The organism is Segetibacter sp. (assembly GCF_025963695.1).
Lineage (GTDB): Bacteria > Bacteroidota > Bacteroidia > Chitinophagales > Chitinophagaceae > Segetibacter.
Window position 1 is genome coordinate 79,001 of record NZ_JAOQAH010000047.1, and the last position, 19,273, is coordinate 98,273.

At 39.9% G+C, this 19,273-nt stretch carries 19 protein-coding genes; all 19 read left to right on the top strand.

Annotated features, from left to right (window positions below; genetic code table 11):
* The first annotated feature begins 305 nt into the window (after positions 1–305).
* The 19 genes from JWR87_RS08200 to JWR87_RS08290 all read left to right on the top strand — a co-directional run bounded on the left by JWR87_RS08200 (position 306) and on the right by JWR87_RS08290 (position 19,259).
* The gene (locus tag JWR87_RS08200) at positions 306–656 is read left to right on the top strand and encodes an NADH-quinone oxidoreductase subunit A (RefSeq protein ID WP_297818134.1); all 351 of its coding nucleotides are present in this window, start codon (positions 306–308) and stop codon (positions 654–656) included.
* The gene (gene nuoB, locus JWR87_RS08205) at positions 647–1,198 is read left to right on the top strand and encodes an NADH-quinone oxidoreductase subunit NuoB (RefSeq protein ID WP_297818137.1); all 552 of its coding nucleotides are present in this window, start codon (positions 647–649) and stop codon (positions 1,196–1,198) included. Before JWR87_RS08200 ends, nuoB begins: the two co-directional genes overlap by 10 nt.
* Positions 1,195–1,647, top strand: a complete 453-nt coding sequence (locus JWR87_RS08210; RefSeq protein WP_297818140.1) for an NADH-quinone oxidoreductase subunit C — start codon at positions 1,195–1,197, stop codon at positions 1,645–1,647. Before nuoB ends, JWR87_RS08210 begins: the two co-directional genes overlap by 4 nt.
* Positions 1,648–1,713: 66 nt before the next feature.
* Positions 1,714–2,838, top strand: a complete 1,125-nt coding sequence (locus tag JWR87_RS08215; protein ID WP_297818142.1) for an NADH-quinone oxidoreductase subunit D — start codon at positions 1,714–1,716, stop codon at positions 2,836–2,838.
* A gap of 51 nt (positions 2,839–2,889) precedes the next feature.
* Complete coding sequence (gene nuoH / locus JWR87_RS08220) at positions 2,890–3,966, top strand: NADH-quinone oxidoreductase subunit NuoH (RefSeq protein ID WP_297818143.1); 1,077 nt, start codon at positions 2,890–2,892, stop codon at positions 3,964–3,966.
* Between the two features lie 45 nt (positions 3,967–4,011).
* Positions 4,012–4,422: a four helix bundle protein gene (locus JWR87_RS08225; protein ID WP_297818146.1), complete on the top strand. Its 411-nt coding sequence runs from the start codon at positions 4,012–4,014 to the stop codon at positions 4,420–4,422.
* Positions 4,423–4,464: 42 nt separating this feature from the next.
* Positions 4,465–4,941: a 4Fe-4S binding protein gene (locus JWR87_RS08230; protein WP_297818149.1), complete on the top strand. Its 477-nt coding sequence runs from the start codon at positions 4,465–4,467 to the stop codon at positions 4,939–4,941.
* Positions 4,942–5,127: 186 nt separating this feature from the next.
* Entirely contained in the window at positions 5,128–5,748 is a 621-nt protein-coding gene (locus JWR87_RS08235; RefSeq protein WP_297818151.1) for an NADH-quinone oxidoreductase subunit J, read from the top strand.
* A gap of 1 nt (position 5,749) precedes the next feature.
* Positions 5,750–6,064 carry an NADH-quinone oxidoreductase subunit NuoK gene (gene nuoK, locus JWR87_RS08240; protein ID WP_297818155.1) on the top strand — a complete coding sequence of 105 codons (315 nt, stop codon included), beginning with the start codon at positions 5,750–5,752 and terminating at the stop codon, positions 6,062–6,064.
* 49 nt (positions 6,065–6,113) lie between these two features.
* On the top strand, positions 6,114–8,048 hold the full coding sequence (gene nuoL, locus JWR87_RS08245; RefSeq protein ID WP_297818158.1) for an NADH-quinone oxidoreductase subunit L: 1,935 nt from the start codon (positions 6,114–6,116) through the stop codon (positions 8,046–8,048).
* A 105-nt stretch (positions 8,049–8,153) separates the two neighbouring features.
* Positions 8,154–8,615, top strand: a complete 462-nt coding sequence (gene tnpA / locus JWR87_RS08250) for an IS200/IS605 family transposase (RefSeq protein ID WP_297818161.1) — start codon at positions 8,154–8,156, stop codon at positions 8,613–8,615.
* 94 nt (positions 8,616–8,709) lie between these two features.
* Positions 8,710–10,188, top strand: a complete 1,479-nt coding sequence (locus JWR87_RS08255) for an NADH-quinone oxidoreductase subunit M (protein ID WP_297818164.1) — start codon at positions 8,710–8,712, stop codon at positions 10,186–10,188.
* 41 nt (positions 10,189–10,229) lie between these two features.
* Positions 10,230–11,639, top strand: a complete 1,410-nt coding sequence (locus JWR87_RS08260; protein WP_297818167.1) for an NADH-quinone oxidoreductase subunit N — start codon at positions 10,230–10,232, stop codon at positions 11,637–11,639.
* Between the two features lie 3 nt (positions 11,640–11,642).
* Positions 11,643–12,089: a hypothetical protein gene (locus JWR87_RS08265; protein WP_297818169.1), complete on the top strand. Its 447-nt coding sequence runs from the start codon at positions 11,643–11,645 to the stop codon at positions 12,087–12,089.
* A gap of 265 nt (positions 12,090–12,354) precedes the next feature.
* On the top strand, positions 12,355–14,310 hold the full coding sequence (locus tag JWR87_RS08270; protein WP_297818171.1) for an ABC-F family ATP-binding cassette domain-containing protein: 1,956 nt from the start codon (positions 12,355–12,357) through the stop codon (positions 14,308–14,310).
* Between the two features lie 78 nt (positions 14,311–14,388).
* Positions 14,389–14,910, top strand: a complete 522-nt coding sequence (locus tag JWR87_RS08275; RefSeq protein WP_297818174.1) for a hypothetical protein — start codon at positions 14,389–14,391, stop codon at positions 14,908–14,910.
* A 104-nt stretch (positions 14,911–15,014) separates the two neighbouring features.
* Positions 15,015–16,244: an MFS transporter gene (locus JWR87_RS08280; RefSeq protein WP_297818176.1), complete on the top strand. Its 1,230-nt coding sequence runs from the start codon at positions 15,015–15,017 to the stop codon at positions 16,242–16,244.
* A gap of 228 nt (positions 16,245–16,472) precedes the next feature.
* A complete protein-coding gene (locus tag JWR87_RS08285) occupies positions 16,473–17,891 on the top strand; it encodes an MATE family efflux transporter (protein ID WP_297818178.1) in 1,419 nt (472 codons plus the stop codon).
* 210 nt (positions 17,892–18,101) lie between these two features.
* Complete coding sequence (locus JWR87_RS08290) at positions 18,102–19,259, top strand: sigma-54 dependent transcriptional regulator (protein ID WP_297818180.1); 1,158 nt, start codon at positions 18,102–18,104, stop codon at positions 19,257–19,259.
* Positions 19,260–19,273 lie beyond the last annotated feature (14 nt).

The window sequence follows — 19,273 nt, forward strand, 5'->3', positions numbered from 1 at the left end:
TATGGTATGGTAGCTTCTTATTTTTCTTGTGCAATTATTTATACTCATCCATTGTTGCCTTAATTTATTCGCAACCTCAATTTATTTGATATAGCAGGTGCCAGGTTGAATAGAAATAAAAAAGTACAAGTGAGTGACACAACGATGTTTAATAGGATTAATAAAAGCCGGGATGAACCCTTGAAACCACGTAAAACAACGAACTACAAAAAAATCTGAATTTTTATAAGTATTACCACGAGAAATAGGATTAAGTCGTAAATTTCAAAACGATTTAATTCTGATCTTTAAATAAACTGTCTACTATGGGTTCCGTCTCGCTGATAGTTTTAACGATTGCTGCTTTAGCCTTTTCTGCCGGAGGTATTCTCATCGGCAGGCTATTCAATAAAGGAAGCAAGAACAGTCAAAAAGGGCAGGCATACGAATGCGGCATTCCTACAGCGACCTCTCCCTGGAACCAATTTAATGTTGGCTATTACCTATTCGCGCTGTTGTTTCTCATTTTCGATGTTGAACTTGTCTTTATGTATCCGTGGGCAGTCGTTGTAAAAAAGATAGGTATAACAGCGCTGTTCGAAATTCTCATTTTCGTTTTCATCTTATTCATGGGCTTTTTATATGCCCATAAAAAAGGAGCTTTAAAATGGATGTAAGAGAACAAATACGTGAAACGAACAAAGAGTTTCCTGGCCAGGTAATACCAACGCAAGGTGGCGGTATTATAGCATCTACTTTCCAGGATATTATTAACTGGGCCCGCTCTAATTCTTTATGGCCACTCACTTTTGCTACCAGTTGTTGCGGTATTGAGATGATGAGTGTAGCGTCGGCCAAATACGACTTTTCGCGATTTGGTTTTGAGGTAGCCCGAGCCACACCACGGCAAGCAGATGTTATTATTATTGCCGGAACCATTGTAAACAAAATGGCGCCCGTACTAAAACGATTGTACGACCAGATGGCTGACCCGAAATATGTAATCGCAATGGGTGCCTGTGCTATCAGCGGTGGTCCTTTTTTCTACAATACTTATTCGGTGGTAAAAGGCGCCGATCACATTATTCCTGTTGATGTATATATACCGGGTTGCCCTCCTCGCCCCGAAGCACTGTTACACGCATTGATTTCTTTGCAGGAAAAAATAAAAAGTGGCTTGACAAAAGAACAGATCAAAGCTGAAACATTGCAGCCATGACAAACGAAGAAGTTAAAGAGTTTATATCGGGGATACATCCATCTGCGGTCTTTGACGAAACAGGGGAATGGTTAAATATTCAAATTGATGCATTGGAATGGAAGCGACTGGCAAAGCTGTTACGTAACGCACCTTTCAACTTCGATTACCTTTTTTGTCTCACCTGCATTGACTGGAAAACTTTTATGACGATGGTGTATCATTTATCATCGACGATACACAGACATACAATTGTAATTAAAGCGAAAGTTGACAGGGCTGATGCAAGAATAGAAAGCGTAGTGGATATATGGAAAACTGCGGAATTTCATGAAAGAGAAGTATATGACTTATTTGGGGTGCACTTCACTAATCATCCTGATTTAAGGAGACTGATACTAACGGATGACTTTGAAGGATATCCGTTGAGGAAAGATTATGATGATCCGGTTAACATGATAAAGTTGTAGGAAGAAAGTAAAAACTTAAAAGTAAAAATTGAGGTAGCGATCAGCATGTATAGCCAAACTGAAATATTGAAAGAACCTGGAGTCATTTCTTCTAATAGTACCGAAGGTGAGCTTGTGATAAATATTGGTCCTCAGCACCCGGCCACACATGGTGTTTTGCACCTGGTTGTTACATTAAATGGAGAAACGGTTAAAAAAGTTGAACCTCATCTTGGATATATCCATCGCTCTATTGAAAAGATGTGTGAGAGCTTAAGCTACCGGCAATTCATTTATGTTACAAGCCGAATGGATTATCTCTCCGCTCACATCAACAATCACGCATGTGCGATGACGGTTGAAAAAGCCATGCAGATAGAGGTTCCGGCAAGAGCCCAATATATACGGGTGATTATGGATGAACTTACCCGCATTGCTTCGCATGAACTGTGGTGGGGAGCGCTGGCGATGGACCTGGGAGCTTTCACTCCTTTCTTTTATGCTTTTCGCGAAAGAGAAACCATTAATGACATCATGGAGCAAACCTGCGGCGCAAGGCTCACTATGAATTACATGGTGCCGGGGGGGGTGATGGCAGACATCCATCCAAGCTTTCAACAAAAAGTAAAGGATTTTATCAAACTGTTTAAATCGAATATTGACGAGTATGATGAACTGGTAACAGGTAGCATCATTTTTCAAAGTCGCATGAAAGGAGTGGGTTGTTTATCAAAAGAAGATGCTATTTCTTATGGTTGCACCGGTCCCGTTGCACGTGGTAGTGGAGTGAATTGTGACATCAGAAAGATATATCCGTACGAGATCTACAAACAGTTGCAGTTTGATGAAATAATAGAGACAGCAGGAGATTCCTTTTCCCGTTATCTCGTTAGAATAAAGGAGATGAAAGAATCAATTAAGATCATAGAACAATTAATTGATGAAATACCAGAAGGGGATTACCAGGCAAAAACAAAAGCCGTTATAAAATTGCCTAAAGGAGAATTTTATACCCGCGTAGAAACAGCAAGGGGTGAACTGGGAGTTTATATAGTAAGTGAAGGCGGCACAACACCTTATCGCATAAAGTTCAGGTCACCGGGCTTTTCAAATTTGTCAGCACTAGATCATATGGTAAGGGGAAGCAAGATTGGTGACCTAATGGCAACTATGGGCACGTTGGATTTGGTAATACCGGATATTGATAGGTGAGGGAAATTAGGGATTAGGAATATTTTGACTTTTGACTTTTTAATTTGAAATATGTTCAGCTTACAAGGCATAACAAACGGAATTCAAAGCTTTCTTCATTCAAGATTTAGCGCTACCGGCGTCTTGATTATTGAAAGTCTCATTGTAATTCTATTGGCTACTACCTTGTTTGCATTGCTGGGGTTAGTATTGGTATGGATGGAGAGAAAAGTAGCAGCGCAAATGCAGATTCGCCTCGGTCCAAACAGGGTAGGGCCAATGGGAATTTTTCAAACGTCAGCCGATACACTGAAGCTGATTTTAAAAGAAGGATTAACACCGGATGGCGCGGACAAGTTTCTGTTCAACCTCGCACCGTTTGTTGTTATGATTGTTGCTATGTTGCTGCTTGCACCAATTGCCTTTGCAAAGGGCTTCCAGGTCTGGGATATTAATATTGGAGTATTGTATGTGACGGCAGTATCTTCTTTGTCAGTCATTGGAATTTTAATGGCAGGATGGGCAAGTAATAATAAATACTCTTTGTTGGGTGCAATGCGAAGTGGTGCTCAAATAGTGAGTTACGAACTATCAGCAGGACTGTCTATTCTAACCATTGTTGTATTAACAGGCAGCCTGCAGTTAGGCGATATCATTGAGGCGCAGAAAAACGGTTGGTGGTTGTTTAAAGGACACATACCGGTAATTATTGCGTTTGTAATTTTTATTATAGCAGCAACAGCTGAAACAAACAGGGCTCCATTTGATATGGCCGAAGCGGAGTCGGAGCTGACTGCAGGATTTCACACAGAGTATTCGGGAATGAAGTTCGCGCTGTTTTTTCTTGCTGAATACATCAATATATTTATTGTGTGTGCTATTGGGGCAACTCTTTTTCTCGGTGGATGGATGCCCCTGCACATTGGCAACTGGCAAGGCTTCAACCACCTCATGGATTACATCCCATCTTCCATCTGGTTCTTTGCCAAAACGTTCGCTTTAATTTTCCTGATCATGTGGTTTAGATGGACTTTTCCACGGTTAAGAATTGATCAATTGCTGAATTTGGAATGGAAATATCTGTTACCGATAAGTTTATTCAACTTGTTATTCGTAACTGTAATTGCAATATTGGGATGGCATTTTTGAGTTTTGAGTTTAAAGTGTTGAGTTTAGCGGAAAAAAAACATTGTTATGGCTACGATAACGAAATTCGAAGATATAGAGGGGTGGCAAAAGGCAAGATTGCTTGCAAAGGAAATATTTATATTTTCAAACGAAACAGCCTTAAACAAAGACTTCAGATTTAGATATCAAATAAATGCGGCGGGAGGTTCTATAATGGATAATATAGCTGAAGGATTTCAAAGAGGTGGAAGATTAGAGTTTATTAATTTTTTGACAATAGCAAAAGGTTCTTGTGCGGAAGTAAGATCTCAATTGTACCGAGTATTTGACAGAAAATATATTACTGCAGATAAATTTAGTGAACTATTGAAATTAGCAGAGGATATAGGAAGCATGTTAGGAAGCTGGATCGAATATTTAAATCAATCTGAACTCAAAGGAACAAAGTTTAAAAATCGAGTGGCTATAACTCCTTAAACAGGCTACCTTAAACTCAAAACCTTAAACTCAAAACTTGCAGTGTTTTTAAAAGATTACATATCCGACATCTATCACGCAACGAAGTCTCTTCTTACAGGCATGAAGAGAACAGGTTATTATTTTGTTCATCCGAAAGAAATAATAACCGAACAATATCCTGATAACAGGGAAACATTAAAAATGGCTGACCGGTTCAGGGGAGAAGTGATCATGCCTCATGATGCAAATAATGAACATGCTTGCACCGGGTGCACTGCTTGTGAATTAGCCTGTCCAAACGCAACTATAAAAATTATTACAAAATTTGACGTAACACCTGAGGGTAAAAAGAAAAAGGCGCTTGACACATTTGTTTATCATCTTGAGCTCTGCACGATGTGCAACTTGTGTGTAGAGGCTTGTCCTACTGATGCTATAAAAATGGGCCAAAACTTTGAGCACAGCGTATACGACAGAAGTATGCTGCTTAAGAAGTTGAACAAGCCGGGATCTAAAATAAGGGAAGGGGTTGAGTAGGCTTTTGGGAGTGGTAAGTGATAAGTTGTAAGTGGTAAGTGATAAGTTGTAAGTGATAAGTGGTAAGTGATAAGTGGTAAGTGATAAGTGATAAGTGGTAAGTGATAAGTGATAAGTAGGGAGTTGTAAGTAATACTGGTGTCTTTACAGAGAGTTGTTTTTGCCTTTTTTAGTTAAACCAAATAAATGACTGCATCACAAATCATATTCTACACCATTTCAGCTTTCATTTTAGGCAGCGGATTGTTGTCAGTAACATCAACAAAAATTTTTCGGTCAGCTATCTGGTTATTGTTTTCATTAGTTGGTATCGCCGGCCTGTATTTCTGGATGCAGGTTGAATTTGTTGCTGCAGTACAAATAATCGTGTACGTAGGTGGTATCGTAGTTCTTATCATTTTCTCTATTTTTCTTACGCAAGAATCTGGTAAAGAAATGCCTAAACCTTCTATGAGAAAAACCATCTTCTCTGTTCTGGCGGCTCTTTTTGGGTTTGCCTTTACCTACAACCTCATTGATGAATATGGGTTTCCTATTGGCAATGCAAAACCCTTTAACGTGGCAGTTAGTGATATTGGCACTCAAATGCTTAGCACTACAGATTTTGGCTATATACTGCCCTTTGAAGTAGTCAGTATGTTGCTGCTCGCTTCTATGATTGGTTGTATAGTAATTGCAATGAAAACGCCCGAACATGAACCTGGCGAACCAAAGGAAGTTATGCTAGATAATAACGAAGATGCACCAGCACCGACAGTAGTAATCATTCCATCTGTTCCGGAACCATTAATAATTGCGGAGGTATAAAATGAACGAAGTTCCATTAACCCATATTCTTTTTGTAAGCACGGCTTTATTCTTCATTGGAATGTATGGGCTTTTTACCCGGAGAAATCTGATTACCATGTTAATGTCAATAGAGCTATTGCTCAACAGCGTTAACATCAACTTTGTTGCTTTTAATAAGTATTTGTACCCTGATAAATTAGACGGTGTCTTCTTTGCCATTTTCATTATTACAATCGCTGCCGCGGAAGCTGCAGTTGCCATTGCTATTGTCATCAACTTGTACAGAAGCCATAAATCTATTGATGTAGAGGACGCAGCGGAACTAAAGTTTTAAACCCCCCTCTAGCTCCCCCTGAAGGGGGAGCACTGGAAAAACCACTGATATGAATTATTTTATACTTATACCTTTACTGCCTTTTGCAACTTTTGTTGTGCTTGGGCTATTTGGAAGAAGATATTTTAAAACATCTTCAGGTATCATCGCGACCACCTCATTGCTTGCTTCCACAGTTCTTTCAATAGTGATTGCCTATAATTATTTCTTTCTAGACGGTAAGGTGAATGGGAGCTATCATAAGATTATCGCCTTTCAATATAATTGGCTTCAATTCTCACCCGGCCTTTCTATCGATATGGGTATCATTCTCGATCCTATTTCTGTAATGATGGTCGTTATTGTCACGTTCATTTCGTTAATGGTGCACGTTTTTAGTTTGGGTTATATGAGGGGTGAAACGCGGTTTGCGACATACTATGCCTTTCTTTCATTGTTTACTTTTTCAATGCTTGGGTTGGTTCTTTCTTCAAATATTTTCCAGGTCTATATTTTTTGGGAGTTGGTGGGAGTTTCGTCTTATCTGCTAATAGGATTTTATTATGATAAACCTTCAGCAGTAGCTGCTTCCAAAAAAGCTTTTATCGTTACACGTTTTGCTGACTTCGGTTTCCTGATAGGTATTTTGATTATTGGATTTTATGGCGGCACCCTGGATATCCCCACTCTTATCAAACGATTAACTTCCACGCAGTCTACCGAATTTATAAGTATTTCAACAGCTTCTTTTTTAGGCATATCAGCCCTTACGTGGGGACTAACATTGGTGTTTATTGGCGGCGCAGGTAAGTCGGCTATGTTTCCTTTGCACGTATGGCTACCAGATGCAATGGAAGGCCCAACGCCTGTCTCTGCGTTAATTCACGCAGCTACGATGGTCGTCGCAGGAGTATATTTAGTCGCCCGGTTGTTCCCGATATTTTCAATGGACGCCGCTGTCCTACATATTGTAACCTGGATAGGTGCGTCCTCCGCTTTGATTGCTGCGGTCATCGCCTGTACTCAAACCGATATTAAAAGGGTGCTCGCTTATTCTACCATGTCACAGATTGGTTATATGATGTTTGCTCTGGGGATAGCCAGAAATGAGGGAGAAAGCAGTGTTGGTTATACTGCTTCGATGTTTCATTTGTTTACCCATGCTTTTTTTAAATCACTATTATTTCTTTGCGCCGGTGCTGTTATACATTTAGTGCATAGTAATGATATGAAAGATATGGGTGGTCTAAGAAAAAGGATGCCTTTAACCCATTTATCGTTTTTAATTGCTTGCCTGGCAATTGCGGGTATTCCACCTTTTGCAGGATTTTTTAGCAAAGAAGAAATTTTGTTGGCAGCCTTTCAAACCAATAAAATCATTTATTTCATTGCGCTGTTTACTGCAGCACTTACAGCCTTTTATATGTTTCGGTTATATTTTTCTATTTTCTGGAATAAGACCTCGGCAACCGTGAAAGATGCTGAAGTCGAACATCATCATGAAGGAACAATTTCAATGAAGCTGCCTTTAATAATATTATCGTTGTGTACCATTGTTGCCGGGTTTGTTCCTTTCTCGAAATTTGTTACAGCAGATGGAGCTCCTCTTGAAACGCATCTCAACGTTTTGTTTTCAATTGCGCCAGTTGCCTTATCTGTTCTTGCCATTTTAATTGCAGCAAGTCTTTATAAAAATCAGAACGAAAGACCTGCAAAGATTGCTACTTCGTTAGGGGGTTTTTATAAGGTGGTAACAAGAAAGCTTTATATAGATGAAGTTTATTTGTTCATGACTAAGAAAGTCATTTTCAACTTCGTGGGTAGACCTGCTGCATGGATTGATCGAAACATTATAGACGGATGCGTTAATGGATTAGCCTATGTTACAGCAACAACGTCTAATGCTATAAAAGTTGTGCAGTCAGGTAGGATACAGAATTACACTTTATACTTTTTTGGAGGCATTGCAGGGTTAGCAATCATATTTGTTTATTGGTGGAAATGATAAATAAAGGCTACAAGCCCAATAGGGGCATAATATCAGTAGTGAAAAAAACAGAAAACAAATTTAGAAAGCTCCATAGGAGCGAAACATAAAATGAATACATAAATGCCCAACACCTATTCACAGATATACATTCAGATAGTATTTGCAGTGAAAGGAAGGCAGAACTTTATAAAAGGATCATTTAGAGACGAAATACAAAAATATATGTCGGGAATTGTTACAAACAAAAAACAAAAATTGTATGCTATTTATTGCATGCCTGATCATACCCATCTTTTAGCAAGCATAAAGCCCGACATATGCATTTCTGATCTGGTAAGAGATGTAAAAGCAAACACTACTTCATTCATAAAAGAAAAAAAAATTTTGAATGAGGTCTTTAGCTGGCAGGAAGGCTTTGGTGCCTTTAGTTATTCTAAGTCCCAATCGAAACAAGTGGTGAACTATATTTTGAATCAGGCTATGCATCATGAAAAAAGAAGTTTTGAAGAAGAATATCTTGAATTTTTGAGGAGGTATAAGGTAGGATACGACGAAAAATATTTGTTAGAATTTTATGATTAGAAATATTTCGCTCCTACAGTAGCTATATGTTTGGTGCAATGATCATTCCTTCTGCTACTGATATAATGTGCCGCCGGCACTAAAAGAATACACTATGAATTTATCGTTGTTGATTATTATCCCGCTACTTACTGCCATTGGTATCCTATTTTGCAATCGATCCCAACAGGTAAAAACCATTTCTCTCTTCGGCGCCATTGTGCAACTGGTGTTGTCTCTTTTCTTATTATTTCAATATTCGCAACTTCATATAATCGGTTCTGCTGACATGATGTTTCAGTCCAGCTATAGTTGGTTCAAACCTCTCCATATTAATTATCATGTTGGTGTAGATGGAATTTCTATTGCGATGATCTTACTTACTGCTTGCATTGTAATAGCCGGGGTGCTGGTCTCATGGACAACGGAAAAGCTAAGCAAAGAGTATTTTTTTTTATTAATGCTATTAAGCGTAGGGGCTTACGGGTTTTTTATTTCGCTTGATTTATTTACCCTTTTCTTTTTTCTGGAAGTTGCTGTGATACCAAAGTATCTGTTGATAGGCATTTGGGGAAGTGGTAAGAAAGAATATAGTGCCATGAAACTTGCCTTAATGCTAATGGGCGGATCTGCTTTAGTGTTTGTCGGAATAGCGGGCATATATTGGAACACCGGCACTTTTGATATTTTGCAAATTGCGCAAACGCCCCTTCCAATTGATATTCAAAAAATCTTTTTTCCTTTTGCTTTTATCGGCTTTGGAGTTTTTACGGCGTTGTTTCCGTTTCATACCTGGGTTCCTGACGGGCACTCATCAGCACCGACTGCTGCTTCTATGTTTCTTGCAGGTATATCTATGAAACTTGGCGGCTATGGATGTCTGCGTGTTGCTACTTATTTGATGCCTGATGCAGCGCATGCTTACTCCTGGATTATTATTCTACTGGCTACTATTGCCATTATATATGGAGCCTTTGCTACTATGATGCAAACAGATCTGAAGTACATCAACGCGTATTCGTCTGTCAGCCATTGCGGCTTTGTTTTGCTGGGTATTGGCATGCTTACAAAAACCTCTATCAATGGCGCGGTACTTCAAATGGTTTCCCACGGGTTGATGACAGCCCTTTTCTTTGCCACTATTGGTATGATTTATAGCAGAACACATACGCGGTTAGTTGCACAATTAGGTGGCCTGTTAAAGGTTACCCCTTTTATTTCTACCGTGTTTGTAATTGCCGGTTTATGTTCGTTAGGACTGCCCGGACTAAGTGGATTTGTGGCAGAAATGACTGTGTTTATGGGTTCGTGGCAAAACCCTGATAAGTGGTACAGGTTAGCTACCATACTTGCTTGCGCTTCCATTGTGGTAACAGCAGTATACATACTACGCGCAACAGGAAAAACGATTATGGGGCCGATACGCAGCACCCACGAAACATTAAACGATGCTCAATGGAATGAAAGACTAGCTGCCGGTATTTTAATTACCGGGATTGTAATAATTGGCATGGCACCTTTTCTTATTAACGAACTAATAGGGCCAGGAACAGATGAAATTATGACGAAGGTGCTTGGTACCGTAAATCCGTAAAAACTTAGAACTTACAACCTAAAACTTACAACCTATTCCCTATGTCGATTGACTTCCTATTGCTGATGAAACACGAGATGACGCTCATTGTCATCATTTTTGTCCTGATGTTTTTGAAGCTTGGCAAAGACAGGAGCAATGAGCGTTATATGAACATTGTAAATGCTTTGCTGCTGGTGAACGTTGCAGTAGGTTTTTTTGGAAACGAGGATGGAGTGTTGTTTGCAGAAATGTTTCGGACCAACAAACTAATGGTTCTGGAAAAAAACATCCTAAATGTTGGAATGCTGATTATTTCGATGCAATCTTTTGTTTGGCTTAAAACCCACAAACACGTTCCGGAATTTTACATATTGCTGCTATCTACAATGCTTGGAATGTTCTTTATGATATCGGCAGGCAATTTATTAATGTTCTATCTCGGCCTTGAATTATCAACTATTCCTTTAGCTGCGGCTGCCAACTTTGACTTAGCAAAAAGACGCTCGTCAGAAGCGGCAATGAAACTTATTTTTTCTTCAGCGTTTTCTTCTTCTTTATTGTTGTTTGGTATTTCTTTGATCTATGGTACTACCGGCACACTCGTATTCTCCGAGATACCACTGCATCTAAATAATCATCCGTTACAAATATTTGCCTTCATTTTGTTGCTTGCAGGACTTGCCTTTAAAATATCTGTTGCTCCTTTTCATTTATGGACTGCTGATGTATATGAAGGCGCTCCTGTCGCTGTTACCTCATTTCTTTCTGTTATTTCAAAAGGGGCAGTGTTATTTGTGTTTGTTTCTGTTTTGTACACGGTCTTTAAACCGTTAGCAGGGGCATGGTACAACATGCTATTCATCTTATCATTGCTAACCATTATCATTGGTAACCTGTTTGCAATCAGGCAAGACAATTTCAAGCGTTTTCTTGCATTTTCTTCCATTGCCCAGGTCGGATTTATTTTAGTCGGCATAAGCGGAAGCTCAGCATTTGGATCGGCGTCAGTTGTGTATTTTGTATTGATATATGTCTTCTCAAACCTGGCGGCATTTGGAGTGATTTCGTTAGTGAGTTCGCTAACTGGTAAAGAAAACATCAGCGACTACAAGGCATTCTATAAAACAAATCCTGTCTTATCCTGGATACTTACTTTGGCGTTATTTTCATTGGCTGGAGTACCGCCGACAGCCGGATTTTTTGGCAAGTTTTTTCTATTATTTGCAGGTGCAGGAAAAGGCAATTATTTGTTCATAACCATTGCAGCACTTAACATGATCATTTCTTTCTACTATTATTTAAGAATTGTAAAAACCATTTTTATGGATGAGAACGCTACGCCCATTGCAGGAATTGCAATTCCGTTGATGCCGCGACTTGCTCTGTATACGTGTATTGCCGGAGTTTTGGCTGTAGGCTTTATTAGCTATATCTATGATTATATTCATTCTTTAAGTAGCGGAATGTAAGTAATGAATAGTGAAATAGTGAATAATGGAATTCAAAACTTTAAACTCAATACTTTAAACCTTCCCATGGCAATTAATAAAAATCATGAGTTTGAAGAATTAAACGGGGTGAAGTGTGCTATTGTTGAAAAGAATGCATCGCAGGAACGAGCGGACTTTTTAAATGATCTCCTTAAATTAAATAAATATTCTGTTGTAATTGTTTCCAGTCCTCCGCCTAAAGCTGCCCCGGTCGCAGCGGCTTCGACAAGCGTCATGGGTGAACCGGCTCCGGCACCACCGACAACCTTTACTGTTGGCGTGACTGATGTTACTTTTAACCCAATTAATGCTGTTTTCGGAAGGCTATTGAAAACAAAAGACGGGCGTGTTGTTACATTAGCTTATTGGCAACAAAAGGAATTGGTGGCGCATGATGATATACCTTATTTTGAAAACAAGGCGAAGTAGTAATTATTTTCTTCCTTCAAATATTTCCTCGCGGACTTCGCTTGTCTGTATATTAAAGTTGGCCAGCCTGGAGGAATTCAGGCGAAACCTGGGATACATGTACAAGTGAGTGACACAACAATGCCGGGCGAAGAACGAATGTATATAAACACAAAAAATCATCAGTGATTGTAGGCGAATAGACCCGCTTAGGCCCTTTTTACAAGTCTTTTTTCACATTTCACAATTGCCCTCACAACCTGCTCCCCTTATCTTTGCGGCCATTATGCATTACGTTACAGTAGAGAATTTGACAAAGGCCTATGGAATAGTGCCTCTTTTTGATAATATTTCATTCCACATAAACGAAGGCGATAAAATAGCCCTGGTGGCGCGCAATGGTGTGGGTAAGAGTACGCTTTTACGTATCCTTTCAGGTAAAGAAACCCCTGACAGCGGTACCGTTTGGATTAATAAAGATGTAACTGTTGCCTTGTTTGAACAGGACCCAAAGTTTGATGAGAATAAGACAATACTTGAGAATATTTTTCATACAGAGAACCCTGTTATTAAAGCTATAAAAGAGTACGAAGCGGCAGTGGATGCAGCCGAGGAAGCTGCAGAGTCGGGCAAAGAAGATGACGGACAGGCTATAAGCGACGCACTAACAAAAATGGATGATTTAGATGCTTGGTCGTTTGAAAGTAAAGTAAAGGAGATTATGGATAAACTGAACATCCATCATCTGAAACAGAATGTTGCGAGCCTAAGTGGTGGTCAGCGAAAGCGTGTTGCCCTTGCTCAAACCCTGATTGACCTCGGCTTTGAGCACCAACATACATTACTTATTATGGATGAACCGACCAACCACCTGGATGTGGAGATGATTGAGTGGTTGGAGCACTACCTCAACGGCGAAAATGTAACCTTGTTGCTCGTTACGCACGATCGTTATTTTTTAGATGCTGTGAGCGAGGAGATTTGGGAGATGGAACGCAGTGAGTTGTATACTTATAAAGGTGACTATGCCAACTACCTTGAGAAAAAGACCGCCAGGATTGAGAGCGAGCTAAGCACTATTGATAAAGCTAAAAATACTTTTAGAAAAGAATTGGAGTGGATGCGCAAACAACCTAAAGCACGAACTACCAAGAGTAAGAGCAGGCAGGATAATTTTTATGAGGTGGAAGCGCAGGCTAAGAAAAAGATTGAAGACGCGCAACTTCAGTTAGAGGTGAAGATGACGCGCCTTGGAGGTAAGATTGCCGAACTGAAAAAGGTGTATAAAAGTTATGGTGACAAGGTTATTATGAAGGGGTTTGAATATACTTTTAGCAGGGGCGAACGAATAGGTGTTGTTGGTAAGAATGGTGTTGGCAAGAGTACATTTCTAAACATTTTGCAAGGTTTGGAGGCTCCCGACAGTGGTAAGATAAATATTGGAGATACAGTTGTTTTTGGAAATTTTAGTCAGCAAGGGCTGGAATTTAAAGACGATATGCGGGTGATAGAATATGTGAAAACTTTTGCTGAGACTTTTCCTCTGGCAAAAGGCGGAAGCATGAGTGCATCGCAGTTTCTTGAATTGTTTCTGTTTCCGGGAGATAAACAATATACCTACCTAAGCAGCTTGAGTGGTGGCGAAAAGAAACGTTTGCAGCTTTTGGTCATCCTTTTTATGAATCCTAACTTTCTTATCCTGGATGAACCGACCAATGACCTTGACCTTCCGACATTGGGTGTGCTGGAGAATTTTTTAAGTGAATTTCAGGGCTGTGTGTTGATAGTCAGCCACGATCGTTACTTTATGGATCGGTTGGTTGATCACCTGTTTGTATTTGAAGGCGATGGTGAAATAAGAGATTTTCCCGGTAACTATACATTGTATCGTGAGTGGTTAAAAGCTAACGAGAAGAAAGGAAAAGATAAGTGGGGTGATCTTGGAAAAATGAAAAGTGAAGGGGTAAGTACAAATGGGGTTGCGGGTCCGAATTCGTCGACTGCTGGTAACAATAAACAGGCAGCGGGCAACCAGCGAAAGCCGACCTATAATGAGAAGAAGGAGTTTGAGGCATTAGAAAAAGAGATGAAAGACCTGGAAGCTGAGAAAAAGAAACTGGAGGACAGCCTGGGAAGTTTGCCCTTTGGAGAAATTTCAAAAGCCAGTGTTAGGATTGGAGAAATAGGAACGCTACTGGCAGATAAAGAAATGCGGTGGCTTGAGCTGAGTGAAATTGTCTGAACCGGGATTGTGGGATTCCTGGGATCTGTGGGAAAAGGAAACTCAAAACTCAAACCCAAAACATTTTAACCTAAAACAATGGAACTATTAGGAGTAGGGTCAAGAATAAATCATCCGTCTTTTGGTGTCGGTGTTGTTATAAGACTTCATAAAAGAATTTATGATGTTTGTTTTATCGAGGGAGGAATAAAGCCGGTATCTAAAGATTTTTCGGTTGAGGTAATGGATAGGGTAGAACCAGAATACAGTGTGAGCTTTACAGAAGCTGAAGACGCGCTTATAAAAATATTACGAGAGTGGAGTGATGTAACGGAAGTTGTATCAATTGGCGACAAATGGAAAAATGGAATGCTGGTATTAAGGCCGGCGGATAAATCATTAAAAGAAAACGAAATTCCTATGGATGTTTTCTTCAACAAAATTGTAATGCTTCGTGACAGGTTGAGGGTGATGGAGCAAAAAGTAAACGCGCACAAAATTTTAAGTAACGAAGAAAAAGTTGATTTGCAGCAATACATTACCCGCATTTATGGTAGCCTTACCACATTCAACGTGTTGTTTAAACACAAGGGTGATCAGTTCGAGGGGCAAAAAAGCTAGAGGCGTGAGAAGTGATAAAAATTGACTGTTGTTAGTAAAGGTCTTATTCCTGCTTGTTTAGATACTTTTGTTTATTCTTCAAACTGTCACCTTTCATTTAAATAATGCCGGCCCTTGTTTCTTCATACAAAGCAGCCTATTCTGGTCTTTCAAGACAAACATGGTTTCTCTCGCTTGTTATATTAATCAACCGTAGTGGTACTATGGTTGTTCCATTTATGACAATGTATGCAACACAAAAACTTCATTACAGTATTGTAGACGCAGGTATAATCATGGCATTGTTTGGTGCTGGTTCTATTGTAGGGGCATTTATAGGAGGCAAGCTTACAGATGCAATTGGATTTTATAAAATTCAGTTGTTTGCTTTATTTGGCGGAGGCTTAATGTTCATTGTGTTAGGCTACCTTGAATCTTATATTTTGCTTTGCTGCGGCACGTTTGTGTTAAGTCTTATAAACGAATCTTTTCGCCCGGCTCACTCAACGGCCATCGCATATTATAGCAAACCCGAAAACAGAACAAGGTCTTATTCTCTTAACAGGCTTGCAATAAATCTTGGCTGGGCTTTTGGCGGTGCGCTTGGTGGGTTTCTTGCTTCCTACGACTATCATTTATTATTCTGGGTTGATGGATTAACGAATATAGCTGCAGCAATTATGTTGTCAATCGTACTACCAGTTCCACCCGGTCTTCAATCAACGCTGGCTAAAAACAGAACAAAGGCAATTGACGGCAGCTCGGCTTATAAAGATAAACAGTACCTGTTTTTTATCTTTTTAACTGTCTTGTTTGCATTTTGCTTCTTCCAGATGTTTACGATATTACCGGTATTTTTAAAGCAAAAGTTAGGATTAAACGAAAGGCTAATAGGTACCCTAATGGCCATCAACGGTCTTATAATAGCCGGAATAGAAATGGTTGTGGTTTTTAAACTTGAGGCAAAGGCGCAGCCATTAAGATTTATAAAATTTGGTGTTTGGATGGTTGGTCTATCGTACGCAGTCTACAATTTATTAAGCGGACAATTTGCTTTAGCCTTGTTTTCGATGATAATTATCACATTTGGCGAAATGCTGTCCATGCCATTCATGAACTCTTATTGGATCAGCAGAAGTCAGGACCACAACCGTGGTCAATATGCAGCGCTTTATACAATGGCCTGGGGAACGGCACAAATAGCAGCACCCTCTCTGGGTGGTTACATTGCCCACCGTTATAGCTTTAATACTTTATGGTGGGTAGTTTTTGCAATAACTGTAGCTGCCGGATTTGGCTATCATCGATTAGCGTCACTTTTGTACCCGTCAAAAAAAAATAGCGAAATAAGTTAGAGCGTAATATTTCTTGCCGTTTAAATAATTTTCTCAAAGCAATTCTTGAAAGCCTTTCTGGTTTTTAAAAAATAAATCTACTTTTACTTCCGTCTCCACACCGTTCAATCGTACGAATTATGAAGTTCTGTTCCAACCTGGTTTAATTAAACAAGTATTTCCATCTTTTATTCTTTACGACTCTGTCGTCTCAAGTGTATTATTACTAACGATTAAGCAGAACTTCAAATGTCTACACATACTATTTCTAATAAAAGAAACATTTCTTTCTTTTTCCAGTTCATAAAACAATCCATTAAAGGCGGCGAGGAAGACTTTACCAAGGGGAGTATACGAAGAGCCGTATTTATGTTAGCCATCCCTATGATTCTTGAGATGTGCATGGAAAGCGTGTTTGCAGTAGTCGACATCTTCTTTGTAGGCAGACTGGGAAAAGATGCTGCAGCAACTGTTGGTTTGACTGAGTCGTTTCTGACAATTATATATTCTATCGCCATCGGTCTTAGCATGGCCGCAACAGCAATGGTGGCGAGGCGGGTTGGTGAAAAAAATACTGAGGAAGCCTCAAAATCTGCGATGCAGGCTATATTGCTGGCACTTATTTTTACGGTAGTCTTATCTGTCTTAGGGGCTATTTTTGCCCGGGACATTCTTGAATTATTAGGTGCTCCGGCTTCGGTGCTAGCCATAGGAGTACCTTATGCACGTACAATGTTCGCGGGGTGCATTGTTATCATCATGTTATTCCTAATCAATGGTATTTTTCGGGGAGCAGGAGATGCAAGCATAGCCATGCGTAGCTTGACCATCGCTAATCTCTTCAATATTTTACTATGCCCGATTCTTATTTTTGGTCTGGGGCCTGTTCCTGCATTCGGCCTTGTGGGTGCAGCAATGGCAACAACTGCCGGCCGCGGCATCGGCGTGTGTTACCAGGTATATCATCTTGTAAAGGGAAAAGGAATATTAATAATTAAGCTTGGCCATCTTTTACCCCATAAAGCCATCTTAAGATCGCTAATAAACGTGGCCAGTACTGGAACGCTCCAATTTTTAATAGGTTCTGCAAGCTGGATTTTTCTTGCCAGAATCATTGCCGGGTTTGGCAGCAATGCTATCGCCGGGTATACCATAGGGCTGCGGGTTCTAATGTTCTTTTTATTGCCAGCGTGGGGGTTAAGCAATGCGGCAGCTACGTTAGTCGGTCAAAATTTGGGCGCAAACGAACCTGAAAGGGCAGAAAAAAGTGTATGGGTCACAGCCAAATATAACATGGCTTTTATGGGTGTCGTTACCATTTTCTTTCTATTTTTTGCCGGGCCTATAGTTTCGCTCGTTAATACTGATCCACAAGTGGTTGCAGTGGGCACACAAGCGCTACGTATTATTAGCCTCGGCTATATTTCTTATGGTATCGGCATGGTGTTGATGAACGCATTTAATGGCGCTGGTGACAGCCGCACACCAACGTATATAAATCTTGCCGGGTTTTGGGCGCTTCAAATTCCACTTGCTTATGCTTTGGCAATCACTTTTCATCTTGGTCCGCTTGGCGTTTTCGTGGCAATATTAATTGCCGAAACAATTATCACTATTGGAACTTTCCTTGTTTTTAGAAAAGGTGCCTGGAAAAAGGTAAAAATCTAATATTGCAAGGTGTTGCAGCTCCTTGCTTTAGCCAATTATATTTTTTGGAGCCAACATATGCTCGTTGCTAAACATTGTTGTGTCACTCACTTGTACGATTCTATTTTATTCTACTTTTCTAATTGTGTATTGTAATATAGCCCGGCTACAGTCAGCTTAATAAGGCGATTTATCTAAACCCCTTATCTTAGCGGCCATTAAAATAGTGAAATGGCAACAATACTGATAGTTGATGATGAAAGAGCTATTCGCAAAACCCTCACAGAAATTTTGGGTTTTGAAGGATATAAAATAGAAGAAGCGGCAGACGGAGAGGAAGGTTTAAAAAAATTCCAGGCAGCTACGTATGATGTGGTGTTGTGCGATATTAAAATGCCTAAAGTTGATGGACTGGAATTTTTGAGCAAGGCTACAGCATCAAACCCCGATGTTCCTGTGATAATGATTAGTGGACACGGTACCATAGAAACTGCGGTCGAAGCGGTAAAAAAAGGAGCTTTTGATTTTATCTCTAAACCGCCTGACCTAAACCGGTTGCTTATTACCATTCGCAATGCAATTGATAAGAACAAATTAGTAAAAGAGGCTAAAGTTTTAAAGCGGCGCGTAAGTAAAGTGCAGGAAATGATTGGCGAAAGCGCGGCAATAAAAAAGATAAAAGAAACTATTGAAAAGGTGGCCCCAACGGAAGCTCGGGTAATGATTACCGGTGAGAACGGAAGCGGAAAAGAATTAGTGGCAAGATGGCTTCATGAAAAAAGCAGCCGTGCAGACGGTCAATTGGTTGAAGTGAACTGCGCTGCAATACCAAGCGAACTAATAGAAAGCGAATTGTTTGGGCACGAGAAAGGCTCCTTTACTTCGGCAATCAAACAACGAATTGGAAAGTTTGAGCAAGCGAACGGAGGTACCTTGTTTTTGGATGAAATAGGGGATATGAGTCTCAGTGCACAGGCTAAAGTACTTCGGGCCCTACAGGAAGGAAAAATAACCCGGGTGGGTGGTGAAAAAGAAATCGCAGTTGACGTAAGGGTAGTTGTGGCTACCAACAAAGATTTATTAAAAGAGGTAGAGAACAAAAACTTTCGACTGGACCTTTATCACCGGTTAGGCGTTATACTAATACATGTGCCTTCATTAAATGATAGACGGGAAGATATTCCTTTGCTGGTTGCAAAATTTTTACAAGACATTGCCGAAGATTATGGACAGGCAAAAAAAGACATCGACGCAAAAGCTTTGGAATCATTGAAAGAAAGAAACTGGACAGGTAACATTCGTGAATTGAGAAATGTGGTAGAACGCTTGGTAATATTGTCGGGTAAAACAATTACTACAGAAGATATTACTAATTATGTAACCATATAGACAAGTGAAATAGT

What these genes read in the sequence shown, in the direction of transcription:
- JWR87_RS08200 (WP_297818134.1), top strand. Translation starts at nt 306, where the DNA reads ATGGGTTCCGTCTCGCTGATAGTTTTAACGATTGCTGCTTTAGCCTTT.
- nuoB (WP_297818137.1), top strand. Translation starts at nt 647, where the DNA reads ATGGATGTAAGAGAACAAATACGTGAAACGAACAAAGAGTTTCCTGGC.
- JWR87_RS08210 (WP_297818140.1), top strand. Translation starts at nt 1,195, where the DNA reads ATGACAAACGAAGAAGTTAAAGAGTTTATATCGGGGATACATCCATCT.
- nuoH (WP_297818143.1), top strand. Translation starts at nt 2,890, where the DNA reads ATGTTCAGCTTACAAGGCATAACAAACGGAATTCAAAGCTTTCTTCAT.
- JWR87_RS08225 (WP_297818146.1), top strand. Translation starts at nt 4,012, where the DNA reads ATGGCTACGATAACGAAATTCGAAGATATAGAGGGGTGGCAAAAGGCA.
- JWR87_RS08235 (WP_297818151.1), top strand. Translation starts at nt 5,128, where the DNA reads ATGACTGCATCACAAATCATATTCTACACCATTTCAGCTTTCATTTTA.
- nuoK (WP_297818155.1), top strand. Translation starts at nt 5,750, where the DNA reads ATGAACGAAGTTCCATTAACCCATATTCTTTTTGTAAGCACGGCTTTA.
- nuoL (WP_297818158.1), top strand. Translation starts at nt 6,114, where the DNA reads ATGAATTATTTTATACTTATACCTTTACTGCCTTTTGCAACTTTTGTT.
- tnpA (WP_297818161.1), top strand. Translation starts at nt 8,154, where the DNA reads ATGCCCAACACCTATTCACAGATATACATTCAGATAGTATTTGCAGTG.
- JWR87_RS08255 (WP_297818164.1), top strand. Translation starts at nt 8,710, where the DNA reads ATGAATTTATCGTTGTTGATTATTATCCCGCTACTTACTGCCATTGGT.
- JWR87_RS08260 (WP_297818167.1), top strand. Translation starts at nt 10,230, where the DNA reads ATGTCGATTGACTTCCTATTGCTGATGAAACACGAGATGACGCTCATT.
- JWR87_RS08265 (WP_297818169.1), top strand. Translation starts at nt 11,643, where the DNA reads ATGAATAGTGAAATAGTGAATAATGGAATTCAAAACTTTAAACTCAAT.
- JWR87_RS08270 (WP_297818171.1), top strand. Translation starts at nt 12,355, where the DNA reads ATGCATTACGTTACAGTAGAGAATTTGACAAAGGCCTATGGAATAGTG.
- JWR87_RS08275 (WP_297818174.1), top strand. Translation starts at nt 14,389, where the DNA reads ATGGAACTATTAGGAGTAGGGTCAAGAATAAATCATCCGTCTTTTGGT.
- JWR87_RS08280 (WP_297818176.1), top strand. Translation starts at nt 15,015, where the DNA reads ATGCCGGCCCTTGTTTCTTCATACAAAGCAGCCTATTCTGGTCTTTCA.
- JWR87_RS08285 (WP_297818178.1), top strand. Translation starts at nt 16,473, where the DNA reads ATGTCTACACATACTATTTCTAATAAAAGAAACATTTCTTTCTTTTTC.
- JWR87_RS08290 (WP_297818180.1), top strand. Translation starts at nt 18,102, where the DNA reads ATGGCAACAATACTGATAGTTGATGATGAAAGAGCTATTCGCAAAACC.